Annotated in this window: 15 protein-coding genes and 1 tRNA gene; 4 read left to right on the top strand and 12 right to left on the bottom strand. The window is 65.8% G+C overall.

Going from position 1 to position 17,620, the window contains the following annotated elements; all coding sequences use genetic code 11:
- Window position 1: 1 nt before the first annotated feature.
- The 8 genes from rseP to rpsB all read right to left on the bottom strand — a co-directional run bounded on the left by rseP (window position 2) and on the right by rpsB (window position 7,281).
- Entirely contained in the window at window positions 2-1,369 is a 1,368-nt protein-coding gene (rseP, locus tag M8A51_RS16015; protein ID WP_251779480.1) for an RIP metalloprotease RseP, read from the bottom strand.
- Window positions 1,366-2,568: a 1-deoxy-D-xylulose-5-phosphate reductoisomerase gene (gene ispC / locus M8A51_RS16010; protein WP_251779479.1), complete on the bottom strand. Its 1,203-nt coding sequence runs from the start codon at window positions 2,566-2,568 to the stop codon at window positions 1,366-1,368. Before ispC ends, rseP begins: the two co-directional genes overlap by 4 nt.
- Window positions 2,565-3,404, bottom strand: a complete 840-nt coding sequence (locus tag M8A51_RS16005; protein ID WP_251779478.1) for a phosphatidate cytidylyltransferase — start codon at window positions 3,402-3,404, stop codon at window positions 2,565-2,567. Before M8A51_RS16005 ends, ispC begins: the two co-directional genes overlap by 4 nt.
- A 4-nt stretch (window positions 3,405-3,408) precedes the next feature.
- Window positions 3,409-4,137 (bottom strand): polyprenyl diphosphate synthase, encoded by a 729-nt coding sequence (gene uppS, locus M8A51_RS16000; RefSeq protein ID WP_368408557.1) that lies wholly within the window; start codon window positions 4,135-4,137, stop codon window positions 3,409-3,411.
- 22 nt (window positions 4,138-4,159) lie between these two features.
- A complete protein-coding gene (gene frr, locus M8A51_RS15995) occupies window positions 4,160-4,720 on the bottom strand; it encodes a ribosome recycling factor (RefSeq protein ID WP_251779476.1) in 561 nt (186 codons plus the stop codon).
- A gap of 14 nt (window positions 4,721-4,734) precedes the next feature.
- On the bottom strand, window positions 4,735-5,445 hold the full coding sequence (pyrH, locus tag M8A51_RS15990) for a UMP kinase (RefSeq protein WP_251779475.1): 711 nt from the start codon (window positions 5,443-5,445) through the stop codon (window positions 4,735-4,737).
- Window positions 5,446-5,502: 57 nt separating this feature from the next.
- Window positions 5,503-6,411: a translation elongation factor Ts gene (gene tsf, locus M8A51_RS15985; protein WP_251779474.1), complete on the bottom strand. Its 909-nt coding sequence runs from the start codon at window positions 6,409-6,411 to the stop codon at window positions 5,503-5,505.
- 120 nt (window positions 6,412-6,531) lie between these two features.
- Complete coding sequence (rpsB, locus tag M8A51_RS15980; protein ID WP_251779473.1) at window positions 6,532-7,281, bottom strand: 30S ribosomal protein S2; 750 nt, start codon at window positions 7,279-7,281, stop codon at window positions 6,532-6,534.
- Window positions 7,282-7,495: 214 nt separating this feature from the next.
- Here rpsB and M8A51_RS15975 point away from each other — a divergent pair, with 214 nt between their 5' ends.
- From M8A51_RS15975 to M8A51_RS15965, 3 genes are read left to right on the top strand one after another with little or no spacing between them, the layout of a single operon-like run.
- Window positions 7,496-8,845, top strand: a complete 1,350-nt coding sequence (locus tag M8A51_RS15975) for an amidase (protein WP_251779472.1) — start codon at window positions 7,496-7,498, stop codon at window positions 8,843-8,845.
- A 2-nt stretch (window positions 8,846-8,847) separates the two neighbouring features.
- Window positions 8,848-10,167, top strand: coding sequence for an FAD-dependent oxidoreductase (locus tag M8A51_RS15970; RefSeq protein ID WP_251779471.1), 1,320 nt, complete (start codon window positions 8,848-8,850; stop codon window positions 10,165-10,167).
- A 55-nt stretch (window positions 10,168-10,222) separates the two neighbouring features.
- Window positions 10,223-11,773, top strand: a complete 1,551-nt coding sequence (locus M8A51_RS15965; protein ID WP_251779470.1) for an NAD(P)H-hydrate dehydratase — start codon at window positions 10,223-10,225, stop codon at window positions 11,771-11,773.
- 9 nt (window positions 11,774-11,782) lie between these two features.
- Here the strand turns inward: M8A51_RS15965 and rnr are convergent, their stop codons facing one another.
- Window positions 11,783-13,972, bottom strand: a complete 2,190-nt coding sequence (gene rnr, locus M8A51_RS15960) for a ribonuclease R (RefSeq protein WP_251779469.1) — start codon at window positions 13,970-13,972, stop codon at window positions 11,783-11,785.
- 103 nt (window positions 13,973-14,075) lie between these two features.
- Between rnr and M8A51_RS15955 the strand changes: the two genes are divergently transcribed.
- A tRNA-Leu gene (locus tag M8A51_RS15955) sits at window positions 14,076-14,160 on the top strand.
- 238 nt (window positions 14,161-14,398) lie between these two features.
- On the opposite strand, the gene M8A51_RS15950 is transcribed toward M8A51_RS15955, so the two are convergent.
- From M8A51_RS15950 to M8A51_RS15940, 3 genes are all read right to left on the bottom strand, one after another.
- Complete coding sequence (locus tag M8A51_RS15950; RefSeq protein ID WP_251779468.1) at window positions 14,399-14,920, bottom strand: phosphoribosyltransferase; 522 nt, start codon at window positions 14,918-14,920, stop codon at window positions 14,399-14,401.
- A 60-nt stretch (window positions 14,921-14,980) separates the two neighbouring features.
- The gene (locus M8A51_RS15945; protein WP_251779467.1) at window positions 14,981-16,312 is read right to left on the bottom strand and encodes an adenylosuccinate synthase; all 1,332 of its coding nucleotides are present in this window, start codon (window positions 16,310-16,312) and stop codon (window positions 14,981-14,983) included.
- A 70-nt stretch (window positions 16,313-16,382) separates the two neighbouring features.
- Window positions 16,383-17,546 (bottom strand): ATP phosphoribosyltransferase regulatory subunit, encoded by a 1,164-nt coding sequence (locus tag M8A51_RS15940; protein WP_251779465.1) that lies wholly within the window; start codon window positions 17,544-17,546, stop codon window positions 16,383-16,385.
- Window positions 17,547-17,620 lie beyond the last annotated feature (74 nt).

Below are 17,620 nucleotides of genomic sequence, written 5' to 3'. Positions count from 1 at the left end.
CTCAGTGCAGACCCAGGAATCGGGCCACGTCGTTGTAGAGAGCGAGTGACATCATCACGAGCATGATCGCCACCCCACCACGCTGCAGCCGATCAAGCCACGCGTCGGAGATCGGCCGCCCAGTCACTCCCTCGAAAAGATAATACATCAGGTGCCCCCCATCGAGGACGGGCAGCGGAAGCAGATTCAGCACGCCAAGGCTGACGCTGACGAGCGCCAGAAAGCCCAGGTAGTAGGACAGCCCGAGCTGCACCGACTGCCCCGCGAAGTCCGCGATCGTCAGCGGCCCGCTCAAATTCTTGATCGATGCTTCGCCGATCAACATCTTGCCCAGCATGCGCAGGCTCAGCGCAGCGACCTCCCAGGTGCGGCGCATCCCATAGACCACGCCTTCCCAAGGCCCGTAGGAGACGGTGACGAACTCGATCGGTCGCCCGACCTCGGCCTCGATACGTGCGAAACGCTTGCCCTGCTCTTCGACGAGCGTGGGCTCGACCATCAGGTCCATGGCCTGGCCACCGCGCTCGACGCGCCACTTCATGGGGACGGCAGCGTCGCCCCGCACTGCCGATCGGATGCGCTGTCGCAGCCGCGCCGCATCGAACACCGGTTCACCATCGATCGAAAGCACACTGTCTCCGGTACGCAAACCGGCCCTCTCGGCCGGTCCCCCCGGAATCACACGACCAAGCACCGGCTCGCTGTACGGCAGGCCGATGCCGATCTTCTGCAACAGCCCTGCGTCGACAGAACGGGAACCGAGTTCGGCCAGCGACAGGGTCACGTCACGCGGGCGATGCCCTTGTGCATCCGTCAGTTGCAGCGTCAGGTCGCGGCCGTGCACGGTGGCGTCGGTGACGTACCAGCGCAGATCGTTGTACGAGCGGATCTCCACCGTATCGCCATCGGGCTCCTGCGCCGCTTGCACCCAGTCGCCGGCGCGCATGCCGGCACGGTCGGCCAGACTGGCGGCCACCGGCGCGCCCAGCACCGCTTTCGGTTCGTCGGTTCCGATCCAGCCGGCCACCGCATAGAGCGCCACCGCGAGGACCAGGTTGGCCGCCGGGCCCGCAGCGACGATCAGAGCGCGAGAGCGCAGTGGCTTGCGATTGAAGGCCTGGTGCGCCAGCGCCGGCGGCACTGCTCCTTCGCGCTCGTCCAGCATGCGCACATAGCCGCCCAGCGGCAGTGCGCAGACGACGAATTCCGTGCTGTCCGGCGTCCGCTGGCGGCGCCACAGCACCTGGCCGAAACCCACGGAGAAACGCAGCACCTTGACGCCGCAGGCAAGCGCCATGCGGTAGTGACCCCATTCGTGCACGACGATCAGGATTGCAATGGTCAGCAAGAAGGCGAGAACGGTGATCATGCGGCCAACCCTTTCACGAAGTCTCGCGCACGGCGACGGGCGCCGGCGTCGAGCTCCAGAAGTGCTTCAAGGGAGCCGGCGGCATCCGCCCCCGGGACGACTTCGTCCAGTGTGCGCGCGTTCACCGTGTGAATCTGGTCGAAGCGGATGGTTCCCGCAAGGAAAGCGGCGACCGCTTCTTCATTGGCGGCATTCAGCACTGCCGTACTGCCCGCTGCCGCACGCAAAGTGTCCCAGGCCAGTTGCAGCCCCGGAAAGCGGCGCCGATCGAGGGCCTCGAAGGTGAGCCCGGACAATCGAGTGAAGTCCAGGTGGGCCGCCCCTGACTCGATGCGCTCGGGGTAGGCCAAGCCGAATGCGATCGGCACCCGCATGTCGGGCGTGCCCAACTGAGCCAGCACCGACCGGTCGCGGCACACCACCATCGAGTGCACGATGCTTTGCGGGTGGATCACGACCTCGATGTCCTCGGGCTCGAGGCTGAACAGCCATCGGGCCTCGATCACCTCGAGCGCTTTGTTCATCATGGTTGCCGAATCGACCGAGATCTTGCGTCCCATGACCCAGTTGGGGTGCGCGCAGGCCTGCTCGGGCGTGACGTCGCACAGACTCGCGGGGTCTCGGTCGCGGAACGGCCCGCCGGACGCCGTGAGGATGATGCGTTCGATGCGTTCGCGCCAGGTCGCCGGGTCCTCGGGCAAACATTGGAAGATCGCCGAGTGTTCGCTATCGATCGGCAGCAGTTGTGCCCCGCCGGCACGCACCGCCTGCATGAAGAAGCCGCCGCCGACGACGAGCGCCTCCTTGTTGGCCAGCAGCAGCCGCTTGCCCGCACGTGCGGCAGCGAGGCAAGGCGCCAGCCCGGCAGCACCGACGATGGCGGCCATCACCGTGTCGACGTCCGGGTGAGCCGCGATCTCGGTCAGCGCGTCCACCCCGCCCAGCACTTCGGTGGGGCTTCCGGCGCTGCGTAGACGCGCTCGCAGAGACGCGGCGGCCGGTTCGTCGGACATGACCGCGTAGCGAGGCTGAAAGCGCAGACACTGCCCCTCCAAGTCGTCGACGCGGCGGTGCGCAGTGAGCGCGAAGACCTGGTAGCGCTGTGGGTGGCGTGCAATGACGTCCAGCGTGTTGGCGCCGACCGACCCCGTCGAGCCGAGAATGCACACCTGCTGGCGCGCCGTGGACGGTCCGGTCATCGGAACAGGCTCAAGGTCAAAGCAATCGGGAACACCGGCAGCAAGGCGTCGATGCGATCGAGCACGCCACCGTGGCCCGGCAACAGCTGGCTGCTGTCCTTGGCGCCCACGCTACGCTTCATCAGGGATTCGAAGAGGTCACCGACCACGCTCATTGCCGCCAGGAAGGCACAGGCGACGATCAGGCCCACCCAACCGAAGCTCGACCGCACCCCGGTGAACAGGCTGTCGCCGCCGAGATCCCAGCGCCCGTCGGCCGCGATCCAGGCGACTGCCAGCACCAGCACGCCCACCATGCCACTCCAGACGCCCTCCCAGCTCTTGCCCGGGCTGATCGCAGGCGCCAGCTTGCGGCGTCCGAAGGCTCGCCCGCCAAAGTAGGCCGCGATGTCCGCTGCCCAGACGAGGCAGAACACCGACAACAGGAAATTCAGGCCCAGCGCCTTCGACTGGGTCAGTGCGGTCCACGTCAACCAGAGTGCAACGACGCCCAACGACAGCCTCAGAGCTGCCGGCAACTCCGGCCACTTCGCAGGCCCGCAACTCAGCACATAGGCCCCGCCCAGCACCCAGGCACCGGTCACGAGCCACCATAGCGGCGCGGACTGCAAGACCGGGAACCCGACCCACCAGGTGGCAAGGCAAACGAGCACGACCGCGCCTCCCATGACGGCCGCAGGCGCGAAGCCCAGCCCGTTCAGGCGCCCCCATTCCCAGCCCGCCGTGGCAACCACGACCAGGCTGAGCACCGCGAACGGCCACACCGGCCGCGCGAACAAGGCGGGCAGCAGCACGGCCAGCAGCAGCACAGCGGTGATCACGCGCTGCTTGAGCATGGTTTCAGGCCTCCTCGGGGGCTGACGCAGGAGCCGCCGCCTGCACGTCGCCGAAACGACGCTCGCGAGCGGCAAATGCTGCCAGAGCGGCGTCGAGCTGAGCAGCGTCGAAATCGGGCCATAAACAGTCGGTGAAGTACAGCTCGGAATACGCCGCCTGCCAAAGGAGGAAATTGCTGATGCGCAACTCGCCGCCTGTGCGGATGAAAAGGTCTGGGTCGGGCGCATGGCTCAACGCCATATAGCGCGAGAGCGCCGCTTCGGTCAGCGTGTCCGACGTGAGCCCGTCGGCAACGGCACGGCGACAGGCCTGGACGATGTCCCAGCGTCCGCCGTAGTTGAACGCGACCGAAAGAACCAGGCGATGGTTGTCGCGCGTGGCGGCTTCGGCCTTGTCCCAGGAGGCACGCACCTTCTCGGATACCGCCGTTCGGTCGCCGACGATACGGATGCGCACGCCCTCCTCCGCCAGCTTGGCGACGTGCCTGGAGACCGCGACAAGCACCAGGCTCATCAAGCCGGAGACTTCTTCTTCGGGCCGCTTCCAGTTCTCGGAAGAGAAGGCGAATACCGTCAGGTACTCGATGCCTCGCTCAACGCAGGCACGCACGGTGCGCACCAGCGCCTCGACGCCCTGCTCGTGGCCGAACACGCGCGGCCTCTTGCGCCGGTTGGCCCAGCGGCCATTGCCATCCATCACGATGGCCACATGTCGAGGGATGACGCCGCTCACGGCTGCAGCATGCGGTGACGAATCAGACCGCAAGGATCTCGGCTTCCTTGCCGGCGATCAGCTTGTCGATCTCGGCGATCGTCCGGTCGGTCAGTTTCTGCACTTCGTCCTGAGACCGGCGCTCGTCGTCCTCGGTGATCTGCTTGTCCTTCGTCAGCTTCTTCGCCTGCTCGTTGGCATCGCGGCGCAGATTGCGCACGGCCACCTTGGCCTCCTCGCCGGCATGCTTGACCACCTTGGTGAGTTCCTTGCGGCGTTCCTCGGTCAACGCCGGCATCGGCACCCGCAGCAAATCGCCTTGCGACGACGGGTTGAGGCCGAGGTCGGACTCTCGAATGGCCTTTTCGATCTTGGGCCCCATGCCCTTTTCCCACGGCTGCACGCTGATCGTACGCGCGTCGAGCAGCGTGACGTTGGCCACCTGGCTGATGGGCACCGGCGAGCCGTAGTATTCGACGTGCACTTGATCCAGCAAACCGGGGTGAGCGCGGCCGGTGCGGATCTTGGTCAGTTCATGCTTGAAGGCCTCGACCGACTTCTGCATCTTCTGTTCGGTCGTCTTCTTGATGTCTGCAATGCTCATGTGCTTCATACTCCTCAAACGTGGACGAGGGTCCCCTCGTCTTCGCCGAGCACCACACGCTTGAGCGCGCCCGGCTTGAAGATGCTGAACACCTTGATCGGCAACTTCTGGTCGCGGCACAGCGCAAAGGCGGTGGCGTCCAGCACCTGCAGATTCCTGATGATGGCTTCGTCGAAGCTGATGTTCGTGTAGCGGGTTGCGCTGGCGTCCTTCTTCGGGTCGGCGCTGTAGACACCGTCCACCTTGGTTGCCTTCAGCATGATCTGCGCACCGATCTCGGCCCCACGCAACGCAGCCGCCGTATCGGTGGTGAAGAACGGGTTGCCGGTGCCGGCGGCGAAGATCACCACCTTGCCTTCCTCGAGGTACTGCAACGCCTTCGGCCGAACATAAGGCTCGACGATCTGTTCGATGCCGATGGCCGACATCACCCGCGCGGTCATGCCTTCCTGGCGCATCGTGTCGGCCAGCGCCAACGCGTTCATCACGGTGGCCAACATGCCCATGTAGTCGGCGGTGGCCCGGTCCATGCCGACCGAGCCGCCGGCCACGCCACGGAAAATGTTGCCCCCGCCGATCACCACTGCCACTTCGCAGCCCAGCGCGGTCACGTCCTGGATCTCGCGCACCATCCGGACGATGGTGGCACGGTTGATGCCGTACGCATCGTCGCCCATCAGGGCTTCACCCGAAAGCTTCAGCAGGATGCGCTTGTAGGCCGGCATGCAATTCTCTCCAGTGGTGCAGCGCTGAGGTTGAGTGAAAGTGTAGTTCGAAGCGACTTACTGACCCTTGGCTGCAGCCACCTGGGCAGCCACCTCGGCGGCGAAGTCGTCCTGCTTCTTCTCGATGCCCTCGCCGACCACATAGAGCGTGAAGCCCTTGACCGCGGTGTTCGCAGCCTTGAGCATCTGCTCGACGGTCTGCTTGTCGTTCTTCACGAACGTCTGGTTCAGCAGCGAGACCTCCTTGAGGTACTTCTGCACCGAACCTTCGATGCGCTTGGCCACGATCTCGGCAGATTGGGGCGCCTTTCCAGCAGCTTCGGCCGCTTTCGCGTCCTCGGCTGCCTTGCCGGCAGCGACATTGCGCTCCTTCTCGATCAACTCGGCAGGCACTTCGCTGGCGGCCAGCGACACCGGCTTCATTGCCGCAACGTGCATGGCGACATCCTTGGCGGCCACGTCGTCGCCTTCGTACTCGACCATCACGCCGATGCGGGTGCCATGCAGGTAGCTCACCAGCTTGCCACCGCCGGCAAAGCGCTTGAAGCGGCGGATCGACATGTTCTCGCCGATCTTGCCGATCAGCGTGGTGCGGGTCACCTCGACGGTGTTGCCGCTCAGGTCGAGCGCGGACAGCGCGGCGACGTCGGCCGGGTTCTGCTTCGCGACCAGCTCGGCCAGGGACTTGCCGAAGGCCAGGAAGTCGTCGTTCTTCGAAACGAAGTCGGTCTCGCAGTTCAGTTCGATCAGGGCGCCGGTCGTACCGTCGATGTAGGCGGCCACGATACCTTCAGCAGTCACGCGCGAGGCGGCCTTGCTCGCCTTGTTGCCGAGCTTCACGCGCAGCAGCTCCTCGGCCTTGGTGATGTCGCCGTCTGCTTCGGTCAGCGCCTTTTTGCATTCCATCATCGGGGCATCGGTCTTGGCACGCAGTTCGGCGACCATGCTTGCGGTAATTGCGGGCATCTCGTATCTCCAGTTCTTCAGGGACCCCGGGCCGTTCGGAGGACCGGTATCAGCATCAATTCGGACCGCGTTGAAAAAAAGGGGCTGTAGCAGCCCCCTCTTTCAGCACCGCGGCAGGGCTCAGGCGGTTTCGTTGACTTCCACGAACTCGTCTTCACCGCCGGGCGACGCGGCTTGCACCACCTCGTTCACGGCGTTGGCCTTGCCTTCGAGCACGGCGTCGGCCACGGCACGGGCGTAGAGCGCGACGGCCTTGGAGGAGTCGTCGTTGCCCGGGATCACGTAGTCGATCTCGGCCGGCGAGTGGTTGCTGTCAACCACGCCGATCACCGGGATGCCGAGTTTCTTGGCTTCGGCAATGGCGATCTTGTGATAGCCGACGTCGATCACGAAGATGGCGTCAGGCAGCGCGTTCATGTCCTGAATGCCGCCGATGTCCTTTTCGAGCTTGGCGATCTCGCGCTGGAACAGCAGGGCTTCCTTCTTGCTCATTTGCTCGAGGCCGGCTTCTGCCTGGGCCTGCATGTCCTTGAGCTTCTTCAGCGAGGTCTTGACCGTCTTGAAGTTGGTCAGCATGCCACCCAGCCAACGCTGGTCGACAAAGGGCACGCCAGCGCGCTGTGCCTCCTGGGCGACCACTTCACGGGCCTGGCGCTTGGTACCCACCATCAGAACCGTGCCACGCTTGGCCGAGAGCTGGCGGATGTACTTCATCGCGTCCTCGAAGAGCGGCAGCGTCTTCTCGAGGTTGATGATGTGGATCTTGTTGCGATGGCCGAAGATATATGGGGCCATCTTGGGGTTCCAGAAGCGGGTCTGGTGCCCGAAATGGACACCGGCTTCCAGCATTTCGCGCATGGTGACGGACATGGAGTACTCCAAAGGTTGGGTCTAGAATCCGGCGCAGATTGCAACCGCACTTACAAGAGAACGCGCGCTGCAACACCTTCAAACCGCCGGGTTCGCGATTTGCTCATCTGGCCGCCACGGCCCTGCGATGCTATGCATCGGTACCCTGGCGCAAGAGGACCGCAAGACGACAGTCCATCGGCCTCCAGATAAACCCGAAGAGTATATCACTCCCATGCACTTCGATCTGATCGCGGCGCGTTCCGCGGTGCACTCCGGCGAGCGCAGCGCCGTGGGCCTGCTGGACGCAGCGCGCATGGCGTCCGACACTCCCGCGAACCGGCATACCTTCGTGCGCACCTTCTGGGAGCAGGCCGAGGCTGCCGCCAGGGCCGCGGATCTTGCTGCCGGCAGCGCCGCACTGCCCTGCCTACCGCTTGCCGGCCTCGCCGTGAGCGTGAAGGATCTGTTCGACGTGGCCGGCCAGCCGACGACCGGCGGCTCACGGGTGCTGCAAGACGGTGCACCCGCGGCGCAAGACGCTGCAGCCGTCGCACGCCTGCGAGCCGCAGGCGCGGCACTCACCGGTCACACCAACATGACGGAGTTCGCGTTCTCCGGCGTCGGCTGGAACCCGCACCACGGCACACCGCCAAACCCGGCCGATCCTGATGTGCCCCGCATCCCGGGCGGCTCGACCTCGGGCGGAGCGGTCTCGGTCGCGACCGGCGCCGCCTGGGCAGCGCTCGGCTCGGACACCGGCGGCTCGATCCGCATCCCGGCCGCACTGCAGGGCTTGGTCGGATTCAAGAACACCGCCCGGCTGACGCCGCTCGAAGGCGCAATTCCGTTGTCGACCACACTCGATACCGCCTGCGCCATCACGAAAAGCGTGCGCGATGCGGTCCTGTTGCATGAAGTACTGGCCGCAAGGCAGGTGCGCGCCAACCGCCGCCCGTTGCGCGCCTGGCGCCTGGCCATCGCACGCGACACGATGCAGGACGGGCTCGATGGCACCGTCGCAAACGCCTTCGACTCGACGCTGCAACGGCTGCGCAATCAAGGCGCCCAGATCGAGCAGATCGGCCTCCCCGAACTGTCTCAGCTGAGCCGGATCCAGGCGACCGGGGGTTTTTCAGCCGCCGAAAGCTGGGCCTGGCACCGAGTGCGTCTGGAAGTCGACGGCGAACGCTATGACCCGCGCGTCGCACAGCGGATCCGGCGCGGCGCCCAGATGAGCGCGGCGGACTACATCGACCTTGTGCACGCGCGGCGTGCATGGATTGCGCAGGTCGAACGGCAGCTCGAAGGTTTTGACGCCGTCCTTTCGCCCACCGTGCCGATCGTCGCTCCACCGATCGCCGCAATCGCCGATGACGACGCCGAATTCTTTCGGGTCAACGCGCTGTTGCTGCGCAATCCGTCCATCGTCAATATGCTCGACGGGTGCGCCTTGTCACTGCCCTGTCATGCCCCCGACCAACTGCCCGTCGGACTGATGGTTTGGTCGTCGGCCCTGCACGACGACACGGTGCTGGCCGTGTCGCTCGCCATCGAGGCCGCCCTCTTGCTGGAAGGCGCCTGATCATGCGTGTCGCGATTGTCGGCGCCGGCATCGCCGGAGTCAGCGCTGCGCACGTGTTGGCCAGCGAAGGCCATCAGGTGACGGTGTATGAACGCCGCGGCAGCGTCGCGGCGGAAGCCAGCTATGCGCAGTTGGGACTGGTGGCGCCCAGCCTCGCGGGCCCGGGCCTGCTGTCGCCCTTCGCATCGATCGCGTCGCGAAGCTGGTGGAGGTTGCCTCGCGAAGCCCATGTCCGTCCTGGCTGGCGGCTCGCGAACTGGCGTTGGCTCTGGCAGACGCGGCAGTCCATGGCGCGGCGATCCGAACTGCAGCCGGCACTGCGCGAGCTGGCGGCCTGCGGGCACCGCGAGCACGCCCGCTTCGTCGCGATGCAGCGGGTCGAGTTTGAGGCGTGCCGAGGCCATATCGTGCTGCTGCGCTACCCGGCTCAGCTTCCGGGCGCCCGCCAGACTTTCGACGCGCTGCGTGCACAAGGGCACGCGGCGCAATGGCTCAGCGCCGAGGAGTGCCGCGCCATGGAGCCCGGCCTCGAGCGCGAAGCGAGACTGTCGGCGGCCATCCTGTTTCCTTCGGACGAGGCCGCGAACTGCCGTCAGATCGCCCACCTGATGAAGGAAGCATGCGAGCGCATGGGCGCCGAGTTCCGCTTCGCCACCGAAGTCACCCGCATCGAAACCGGCCGATCACCGAGGGTGCACAGCGCGGCACAGGCCGCAGCCACGAGCTTCGTCAGTCGGCATGCCCCCGGCGGCAGTTCTCGATCTTCGGCACCTGTGAACCACCCGGACCAGGACGACTTCGACGTCGTGATGCTGTGCACCGGGGCGCAGTCGACCAGGTTGTTGAGTGCACTCGGCCTGTCCTTGCCGCTGATGCCGGTGCACGGCTACACCGTCACCGCCAATCTGCGCCACCTGGAACGGTGCCCGCGCGCGGCGATCACCGACGCGGATCGCGGCGTCAGCATCGTGCGGTTCGGGCAACGCGTGCGCATCGGCGGCGGCCTGGAAATCGGCACCCCGGTGCACGATCACCACGAATCGATGCTGCGCTCGCTGTATGCCGTGCTCGACCGCTGGTTCCCAGGGGCAGCTCACAAGGCGCACGCACAGACCTGGAAAGGAACGTGCCTGCAACTGCCCGATGGCCTGCCCTTGATCGGCGAAAGCGGTGCGACAGGGGTGTGGCTGAATCTCGGCCACGCCAACCAGGGCTGGGCCACGGCTTGCGCCGCGGCACGGCTGCTGGCAGACGCACTTGCTGGCCGAGGCACTGAGCTGCCGCTGACGGGTTTCGGCCTGCAACGGCTGCGCGCGACCTGAACAACGCGCGTCCTCGCTTGGACAGCCGGACGCTTGGCGCTATCGTTCGCCCACCATGGATGATTGTTCCGCAGGCACCGCTCCCGCCTCCCGCGCGCCGCTGCGCGTCGCGGCCCATGGTCGACCTCCGTGGCCACTGCATGGCGCGGCGCTCAGCCGGCTGATCGAGCAACACGCACAGCAGGGCCTGCCCACTCATACCTTGATGCAGCGCGCCGGCGCATCGGTCGCCCGGTTTGCGCTGGCGATCGCGCCGCATGCGAGGGGCATCTGGGTCGCGTGCGGCCCCGGCAACAATGGCGGAGACGGCCTCGAAGCGGCGATGCACCTGCACCGGGCGGGCAAGCGGGTACAGGTCGGCCTGCTCGGCGACCCGACGCGCCTGCCCCCGGATGCGGCGGCGTCGCTGCGGCGGGCGCAGGCTGCCGGCGTGCCGATCACCGACAGCGCCAGCCCCCCGACTGTCCCCAGCTGCCACGATCTCGCGATCGATGCGCTGCTCGGCGTGGGCGGCGCCCGTGCGCCCCAAGGCGCACTGGCGGCAGCAGTCATGCATTTGCGCCACTGGCCCGGCACGGTGCTGTGCGTCGACTTGCCAAGTGGTCTGCACCCCGACACGGGGCAAGCTTTCGAGGAGAGCGGCGATGTCGTGCGTGGCCACCATACGGTGTCGCTGCTGACGTTGAAACCGGGCCTCTTCACCGGCTCGGGGCGTGACCACGCTGGACAGGTGTGGTTCGACGACCTGCAGACGGGTCTGCGCGAGCCGCCCACGGCGTGGCTGTTCTCGAAAAGTGCGTCGATCGAACCCGGGCGGCGGCATTCACAACACAAGGGCAGCTTCGGCGACGTGCTGGTGCTCGGTGGTGCAGCAGGCATGACGGGCGCAGCATTGCTGGCCGGCCGAGCCGCTCTCGTGGCGGGGGCGGGGCGGGTCTTCGTTCACACGCTCGGTGATCCGGCATGGCCCGTCGACACGATGACGCCAGAACTCATGTTCCGCGATGCCGCCGCCGTTGAAGCGATGAACTGGGCGCCGCTGACGCTGGTGTGCGGCTGCGGCGGCGGCACCGTCGTGCGCGCGATGCTGCCACGTGCGCTGAGTCACGCCGGCCGGCTCGTTCTCGACGCCGACGCGCTCAATGCCATCGCCGCCGACCCGATGCTGCAGTCGCTGCTCGAGGGCCGCGGCCGGCGTGGCGCAGCCACTATCCTCACCCCCCATCCGCTGGAAGCCGCACGACTGCTTGGCGTCGAGGAAGCGGCAACGGTGCAGAGCGATCGCTTGCGAGCGGCGCGTCAACTGGCCGATCGCTACCGCAGCGTCGTGGTGCTCAAGGGTTCAGGCAGCGTTGTCGCCGCTCCGGACACCGTGCCATCGATCAACTTCACGGGCAATGCGGCGCTGGCAAGCGCTGGCACCGGCGACGTGCTGGCCGGCTGGATGGCCGGGTTGTGGCCTCAGGGACGGGACGCGCTGCTCGCTGCACAGCTCGCGACACACGCCCATGGTGCGGCAGCCGACCGCTGGGTAGCGTCACACGGACACCAAGGCCCCCTCCCGGCCAGTCGCCTGATCGAGCTGCTGGCCGGGTACCCTCCATGAAGCAGCACCTCAGCTGCGCCGCGGGCGCGACTTCTTGGCGGCGCTTTTTGCCGCTTTCACCGGATGAGCTTTCGCATTCGTGCGGCCTGGGCTCTTGCGTGCCGTGGCACGCGTGCGTGACTTGACCTCACGATCGGCCTCCTGGACGCCCTTCAGCTCGGCCACCTTGCCGGTGGCCCCCTTGTCCCGCAACGCACGTGCCACGAGCCGCTCGTCCGCGGTGTCCCGCACCATGCGGAAGTCGATCTTGCGTCCGTCGAGGTCGACCCGACTGACCTGTACGCGCACCCGGCCGCCGACGACGTAGCGCACCCCCGTGCGCTCGCCGCGCAGCTCCTGTCGCACCTCGTCGAAGCGGTAGTACTCGCCGCCAAGCTCGGTGATGTGAATCAGTCCCTCGACATACAGCGCATCGAGTTGCACGAACAGCCCGAAGCTCGTGACAGCACTGATGGTGCCGCTGTACTCCTCGCCGAGATGCTCGCGCATGAAGCGGCACTTCAACCAGGCTTCAACATCGCGCGAGGCTTCGTCGGCGCGCCGCTCGCACGCACTGCAATGGATGCCGGCGGCCTCCCATTGCGCGAGTTCATTCACGGCCGCCGGCTTGCGGCCTGTCCGCTTCGGATGCTCTTCCTCGGCCACCCCGATCAGTTGATAGCGCTTGCCGATGAGCAACGCCTTGATGACACGGTGCACCAGCAAGTCCGGATAGCGCCGGATCGGGCTCGTGAAGTGGGTGTAGGCCTCGTAGGCCAGCCCGAAGTGGCCGCTGTTGGCAGGCGTGTAGATCGCCTGCTGCATCGAGCGCAACAGCATCATGTGGATCTGCGCCGAGTCGGGCCGCTCCTTGGTGGCAGCTGCAATTGCCTGGAACTCGCCGGGCTTCGGGTCGTCACTGATCCCCATGCCGATGCCGAGCGCGCGCAGATAGTTCTGCAGGATGGTGCGCTTCTCGGGCGTGGGGCCCTCGTGTACCCGGTACAGCGCCGGGTGGTTGGCACGCGCGATGAAATCGGCCGAGCAGACGTTGGCCGCGAGCATCGCCTCCTCGATCAGCCGGTGCGCCTCTGTGCGCACGCGTGGCACGATCTTCTCGATGCGGCCGTTGTCGTCGCAGACGATCTGGGTCTCGGTGGTCTCGAAGTCGACGGCACCGCGCTCGCCGCGCTCACGCAGCAGCGCCCGGTAGACCTCATGCAGGTTCAGCAGGTGCGGTACCAGCACTTCGCGTCGCGTCGCTTCAGGGCCGCGCGTATTCGCCAGGATCGCCGCGACCTCGGTGTACGTGAGCCGCGCATGCGAGCGGATCACGGCGGGGAAGAACTGGTAGGCGTGAATCTCGCCCTTCGCATTGACGAGCATGTCGCACACCATCGAGAGCCGATCTTCCTCGGGGTTGAGCGAGCACAGGCCGTTCGAGAGCTTCTCGGGCAGCATCGGAATCACCCGGCGCGGGAAGTACACCGACGTCGCGCGCTCGTAGGCGTCGACGTCGAGCGGCTCGCCAGGTTTCACGTAGTGGCTGACGTCGGCAATCGCGACCACCAGCCGCCAGCCCTTGCCTCGAGCTACCTTCACCGGCTCGCAGTACACGGCGTCGTCGAAGTCGCGGGCGTCCTCGCCATCGATGGTGACGAGCGGCACGTCGGTCAGGTCAACGCGATGCTTGCAATCGACAGGGCGAACGCTGTCGGGCAGCTTCGCGGTCTCGGCTATCGTCTCGGGCGAGAACTGGTGCGGCACTTCGTACTTGCGTACAGCGATCTCGATTTCCATGCCGGGATCGTCGATCTCACCCAGCACCTCGGTGACGCGACCCACCGGCTGCGAATACAGCGATGGCGGTTCGGTCAGTTCGACTGCCACCACCTGCCCCGCCTGCGCCTTCGCAGTGGCGTTCTTTGGGATCAGGATGTCCTGGCCATAGCGCTTGTCCTCCGGGGCCACAACCCAGACGCCGTTCTCGTGCAACAGTCGCCCGATGATCGGCGCCTTGCGGCGATCGAGGATTTCCAGGACACGACCCTCGGGGCGCCCCTTGCGGTCATAGCGGATGATGCGCACCCGCACGCGGTCGCGGTGCAGTACCGCACGCATTTCCTGCGGCGACAGGTAGACGTCGGCTTCACGATCGTCGCGCAACAGGAAACCATGCCCGTCTCGATGGCCTTGCACGGTGCCTTCGACTTCGCTCATCAGCGAGGGGCCGGCGGGAGGACTTGATACGTTTGAATTTTTGATGATAGAATCTCCTTCTCTGTTCGGCACTAGAGATATTCGAATTGTCGGTCAGGCAAAAGCCCAGGTGGCGGAATTGGTAGACGCACTAGTTTCAGGTACTAGCGGGTAACTCCGTGGAGGTTCGAGTCCTCTCCTGGGCACCAGATACGAAGGCCTCGCATCGCAAGATGCGAGGCCTTTCCGCTTGGGCCCTTCCCATCCGGCGATTGCTGCGAGCCTCGGTTCGGCATCGTGGCACATGCGCATCGACATGCATCCATCGTGCCCCAGGAGTTCCGCCCAAAGCAAGCAAAGCCGGTGCCCCCTGCGGGGACGGCCAGCTTTGCGACGACTGGCAGATGCAACGTGTTGCGTGGCAGACGATGTTGGGGCGATGGCGGCTCAGACCTCGTACTTCTTCGCCAGCCCTTCGGGGCGAAGATTGTCGTACTCCTCGAAAGGCTGGTGAATCCAGGGGCTCGTAGGCAAGGTCTCGACGAAATAGTCGGGCGTGTAGCTGGACACCCCCTTCACCCAGATCACCGAGGAACGCAGTTCGGCGATCGCCGGCATGCCGCGCAAGCGGTCGACCACCGCGCGCAACGTGATCCCCGAATCGGCGAGGTCGTCGACGAGCAGCACTCGGCCCGCAAGCTCGCCCTTGGGCATCGTGATGTACTTTGCCATGTCGAGCCGGCCCTGGATGGTGCCTGCTTCGGCCCGGTAGGAACTGGTCGACATGATGGCCAGTGGCTTGTCGAACACGCGTGACAGCACATCCCCTGGACGCATGCCCCCGCGTGCCAGGCACAAGATCTGATCGAATTGCCAGCCCGAGTTGTGGACCTTGAGCGCAAGGCGCTCGATCAGCATGTGGTACTCGTCCCAGGAGACATAAAGGTGTTTGCCGTCATCGGTCAGCATGCGAGTTCCTAGCGCGGGGCGTAAAGCCGTGATGTTCAAGCGATCAAAGCAGCCACCCGATCAGGCCTTGTACGGATGGCGCAACAGGATGGTGTCCTCCCGGTCGGGTCCGGTGGAGACCATGTCTATCGGCGCGCCTATGCATTCCTGAACCCTTTCGAGGTAGCGGCGTGCATTCAGCGGCAAGTGATCCCATTGCGTGAGGCCCGCCGTGCTGTCGCTCCAGCCCGGGAACGTCTCATAAACGGGCTTGCATGCCACGATCTCGTCAGCGTCCAAGGGAAGGATGTCGATGCGCCGCCCGTCGAGTTCGTAGCCGACGCACATCTTGATTTCCTGCAGCCCGTCGAGCACGTCGAGCTTGGTGATGCACAGGCCGGAGACGCCATTGATCAGAATAGAGCGCTTCAGGGCGGCGGCGTCGAGCCAGCCGCAACGTCGTGCACGACCCGTCACCGTACCGCGCTCCTGACCTACGGTCGACAGATGATGCCCCACGGTTCCCGGTGCGTCGATCGGCAGCTCGGTCGGGAAGGGGCCGCTGCCGACGCGCGTGGTGTAAGCCTTGGTGATACCGAGGATGTAGTGCAGCTTGTCAGGCCCCACTCCCGAGCCCGCTGCCGCATTGCCGGCCACGCAGTTGCTCGAGGTGACGTACGGGTAGGTTCCGTGGTCGATGTCGAGCAGCGTGCCTTGCGCACCCTCGAACAACACGTTGCCGCCTTCGAGGTTGGTCTGATCGATGCGCACGCCAACGTCGGCCAGCATCGGGCGCAGTTGCTCGGCCACCTTCATCGCGTGGTCGAAGATCGGCTGGAACTCCAGCGGCTGGCCCTTCAGGTAGCCCTGAAGCACGAAGTTGTGCAGCTCGAGCAGTTCATGCAGTTTCTTGGCGAAGCGCTCGGGGTGCTTCAGGTCCTGCACACGCAGCGCACGGCGCGCCACCTTGTCCTCATAGGCCGGGCCGATGCCCTTGCCGGTGGTGCCGATCTTGCCGGCGCCGCTCGACTCACGCAGCGCCTCGCGCGCACGATCGACCTCGACGTGGAAAGGCAGGATCAGCGGGCAGGATTCACTGATGAACAGCCGGGAGCGCACATCGACGCCAGCCGCTTCAAGGCGCTCGATCTCGGACAGCAGGTGCGAGGGATCGACCACGACGCCGTTGCCGATGTAGCAGGCAACACCATCGCGCATCACCCCTGAGGGAATCAGTTGCAACGCGGTCTTCTTGCCCTTGATCACCAAGGTATGACCGGCGTTGTGGCCACCCTGGAAGCGCGCCACGGCTGCAGCATGGTCGGTCAGCCAGTCCACCACCTTGCCCTTGCCCTCGTCGCCCCACTGGGTGCCGATCACGACGACGTTGCGCCCACGGTTTTGCTGCGTCATGGAAATGTTCCTGGATACTTTTGAAACTTGAAAGGCGTGCGACCGCCGCGTGTGGCGCGGGTCGAAGGCGTCAGAGCGCCTTCACGACCCACTGCCCCGTGACCTGCGTCAACTCGCGGTCACAGTCGAATTCCTGCACCTCGTGCTCGTGTCCTGGCAGTACACACACGACGGTTTGCCCCTGTTCGCGCAAACGCCGGATCGCCTCGCGCAGCGCCGGTGCTTCGCCCCACGGCGCACGGATGGCAGCGCGGGTTCCATCAACGCGGGTCCAGCGCACCAGCTCCTTGAGATCGGTGCTGAAGCCGACAGCCGGCCGGTTGCGACCGAAAACCGCACCAACCTCGTCATAGCGGCCACCGCGCACCAGCGAATCAGCACCGCCTTCGGCATAGACGGCGAACCGAGTACCGCTGTAGTAGGCATAACCGCTCAGATCTGCGAGATCGAAGCCGATGCGCACCTCCGGGTGCGCGCGGCCGAGATGCTCGGCCAGCCAGCGCAGGTCGGACAGTGCAGCCGTGATGCCTGCGTGCGCCGGCAAAACCTTGCCAGCATCGTCGAGCACTTCGGCACCACCGTACAGGTGGATCAATGCCAGCAAACCCTGGCGGCTGTCCCGAGGGAAGCCACGCGTCAGGTCGTCGAGGCAGGCCGCATCCTTGGAGGCAAGACACGCATACACCTGGTCCAATACCGCGGCGTCAACAGCAACACCCGCAAGCAGGTCGCGCACGATGCGCGCATCGGCCATGTCGAGCGTCAAACGCGCCATCCCGATGCGATGCAAACCTTCAAGGGCCAGTTCCTGGGCCTCGAGGTCGGCCTCGAGCCCGGCATGGCCATAGATTTCGGCACCGAACTGCAGCGGCTCACGCGTCGCATGCAGACCGGACGGGCGGGTGTGCAGGACCGGCCCGCAATAGCACAGGCGGGTGACTCCCCGGCGATTGAGCAGATGGGCATCGATGCGCGCAACTTGAGGCGTCGCGTCAGCGCGCACTCCCATGGTGCGGCCGCTGAGCTGGTCGACCAGCTTGAAGGTGCGCAGATCGAGTTCGCGGCCGGTGCCCGACAGCAGCGACTCGAGGTACTCGAGCAGGGGCGGCATCACCAGCTCGTAGCCGTAGCCCCGTGCCGCATCGAGCAGCGCCCGGCGCAGTTCCTCGATCCGCCGCGCCTCGGAGGGCAAGACATCGGCAATGTGCTCGGGCAGCAGCCAAGCAGACGACATAAAAACCACCGGGGGATTAAAACCGCGATTGTACCGGCGTGCCGGAAGCCAGCCGCCTCACCTGGCGCATCTTC

The organism is Caldimonas mangrovi (genome assembly GCF_023721835.1).
Lineage (GTDB): Bacteria > Pseudomonadota > Gammaproteobacteria > Burkholderiales > Burkholderiaceae_C > Caldimonas > Caldimonas mangrovi.
Note: the sequence above shows the minus strand (reverse complement) of the source record. Positions and strands in the feature narration are given on the sequence as shown.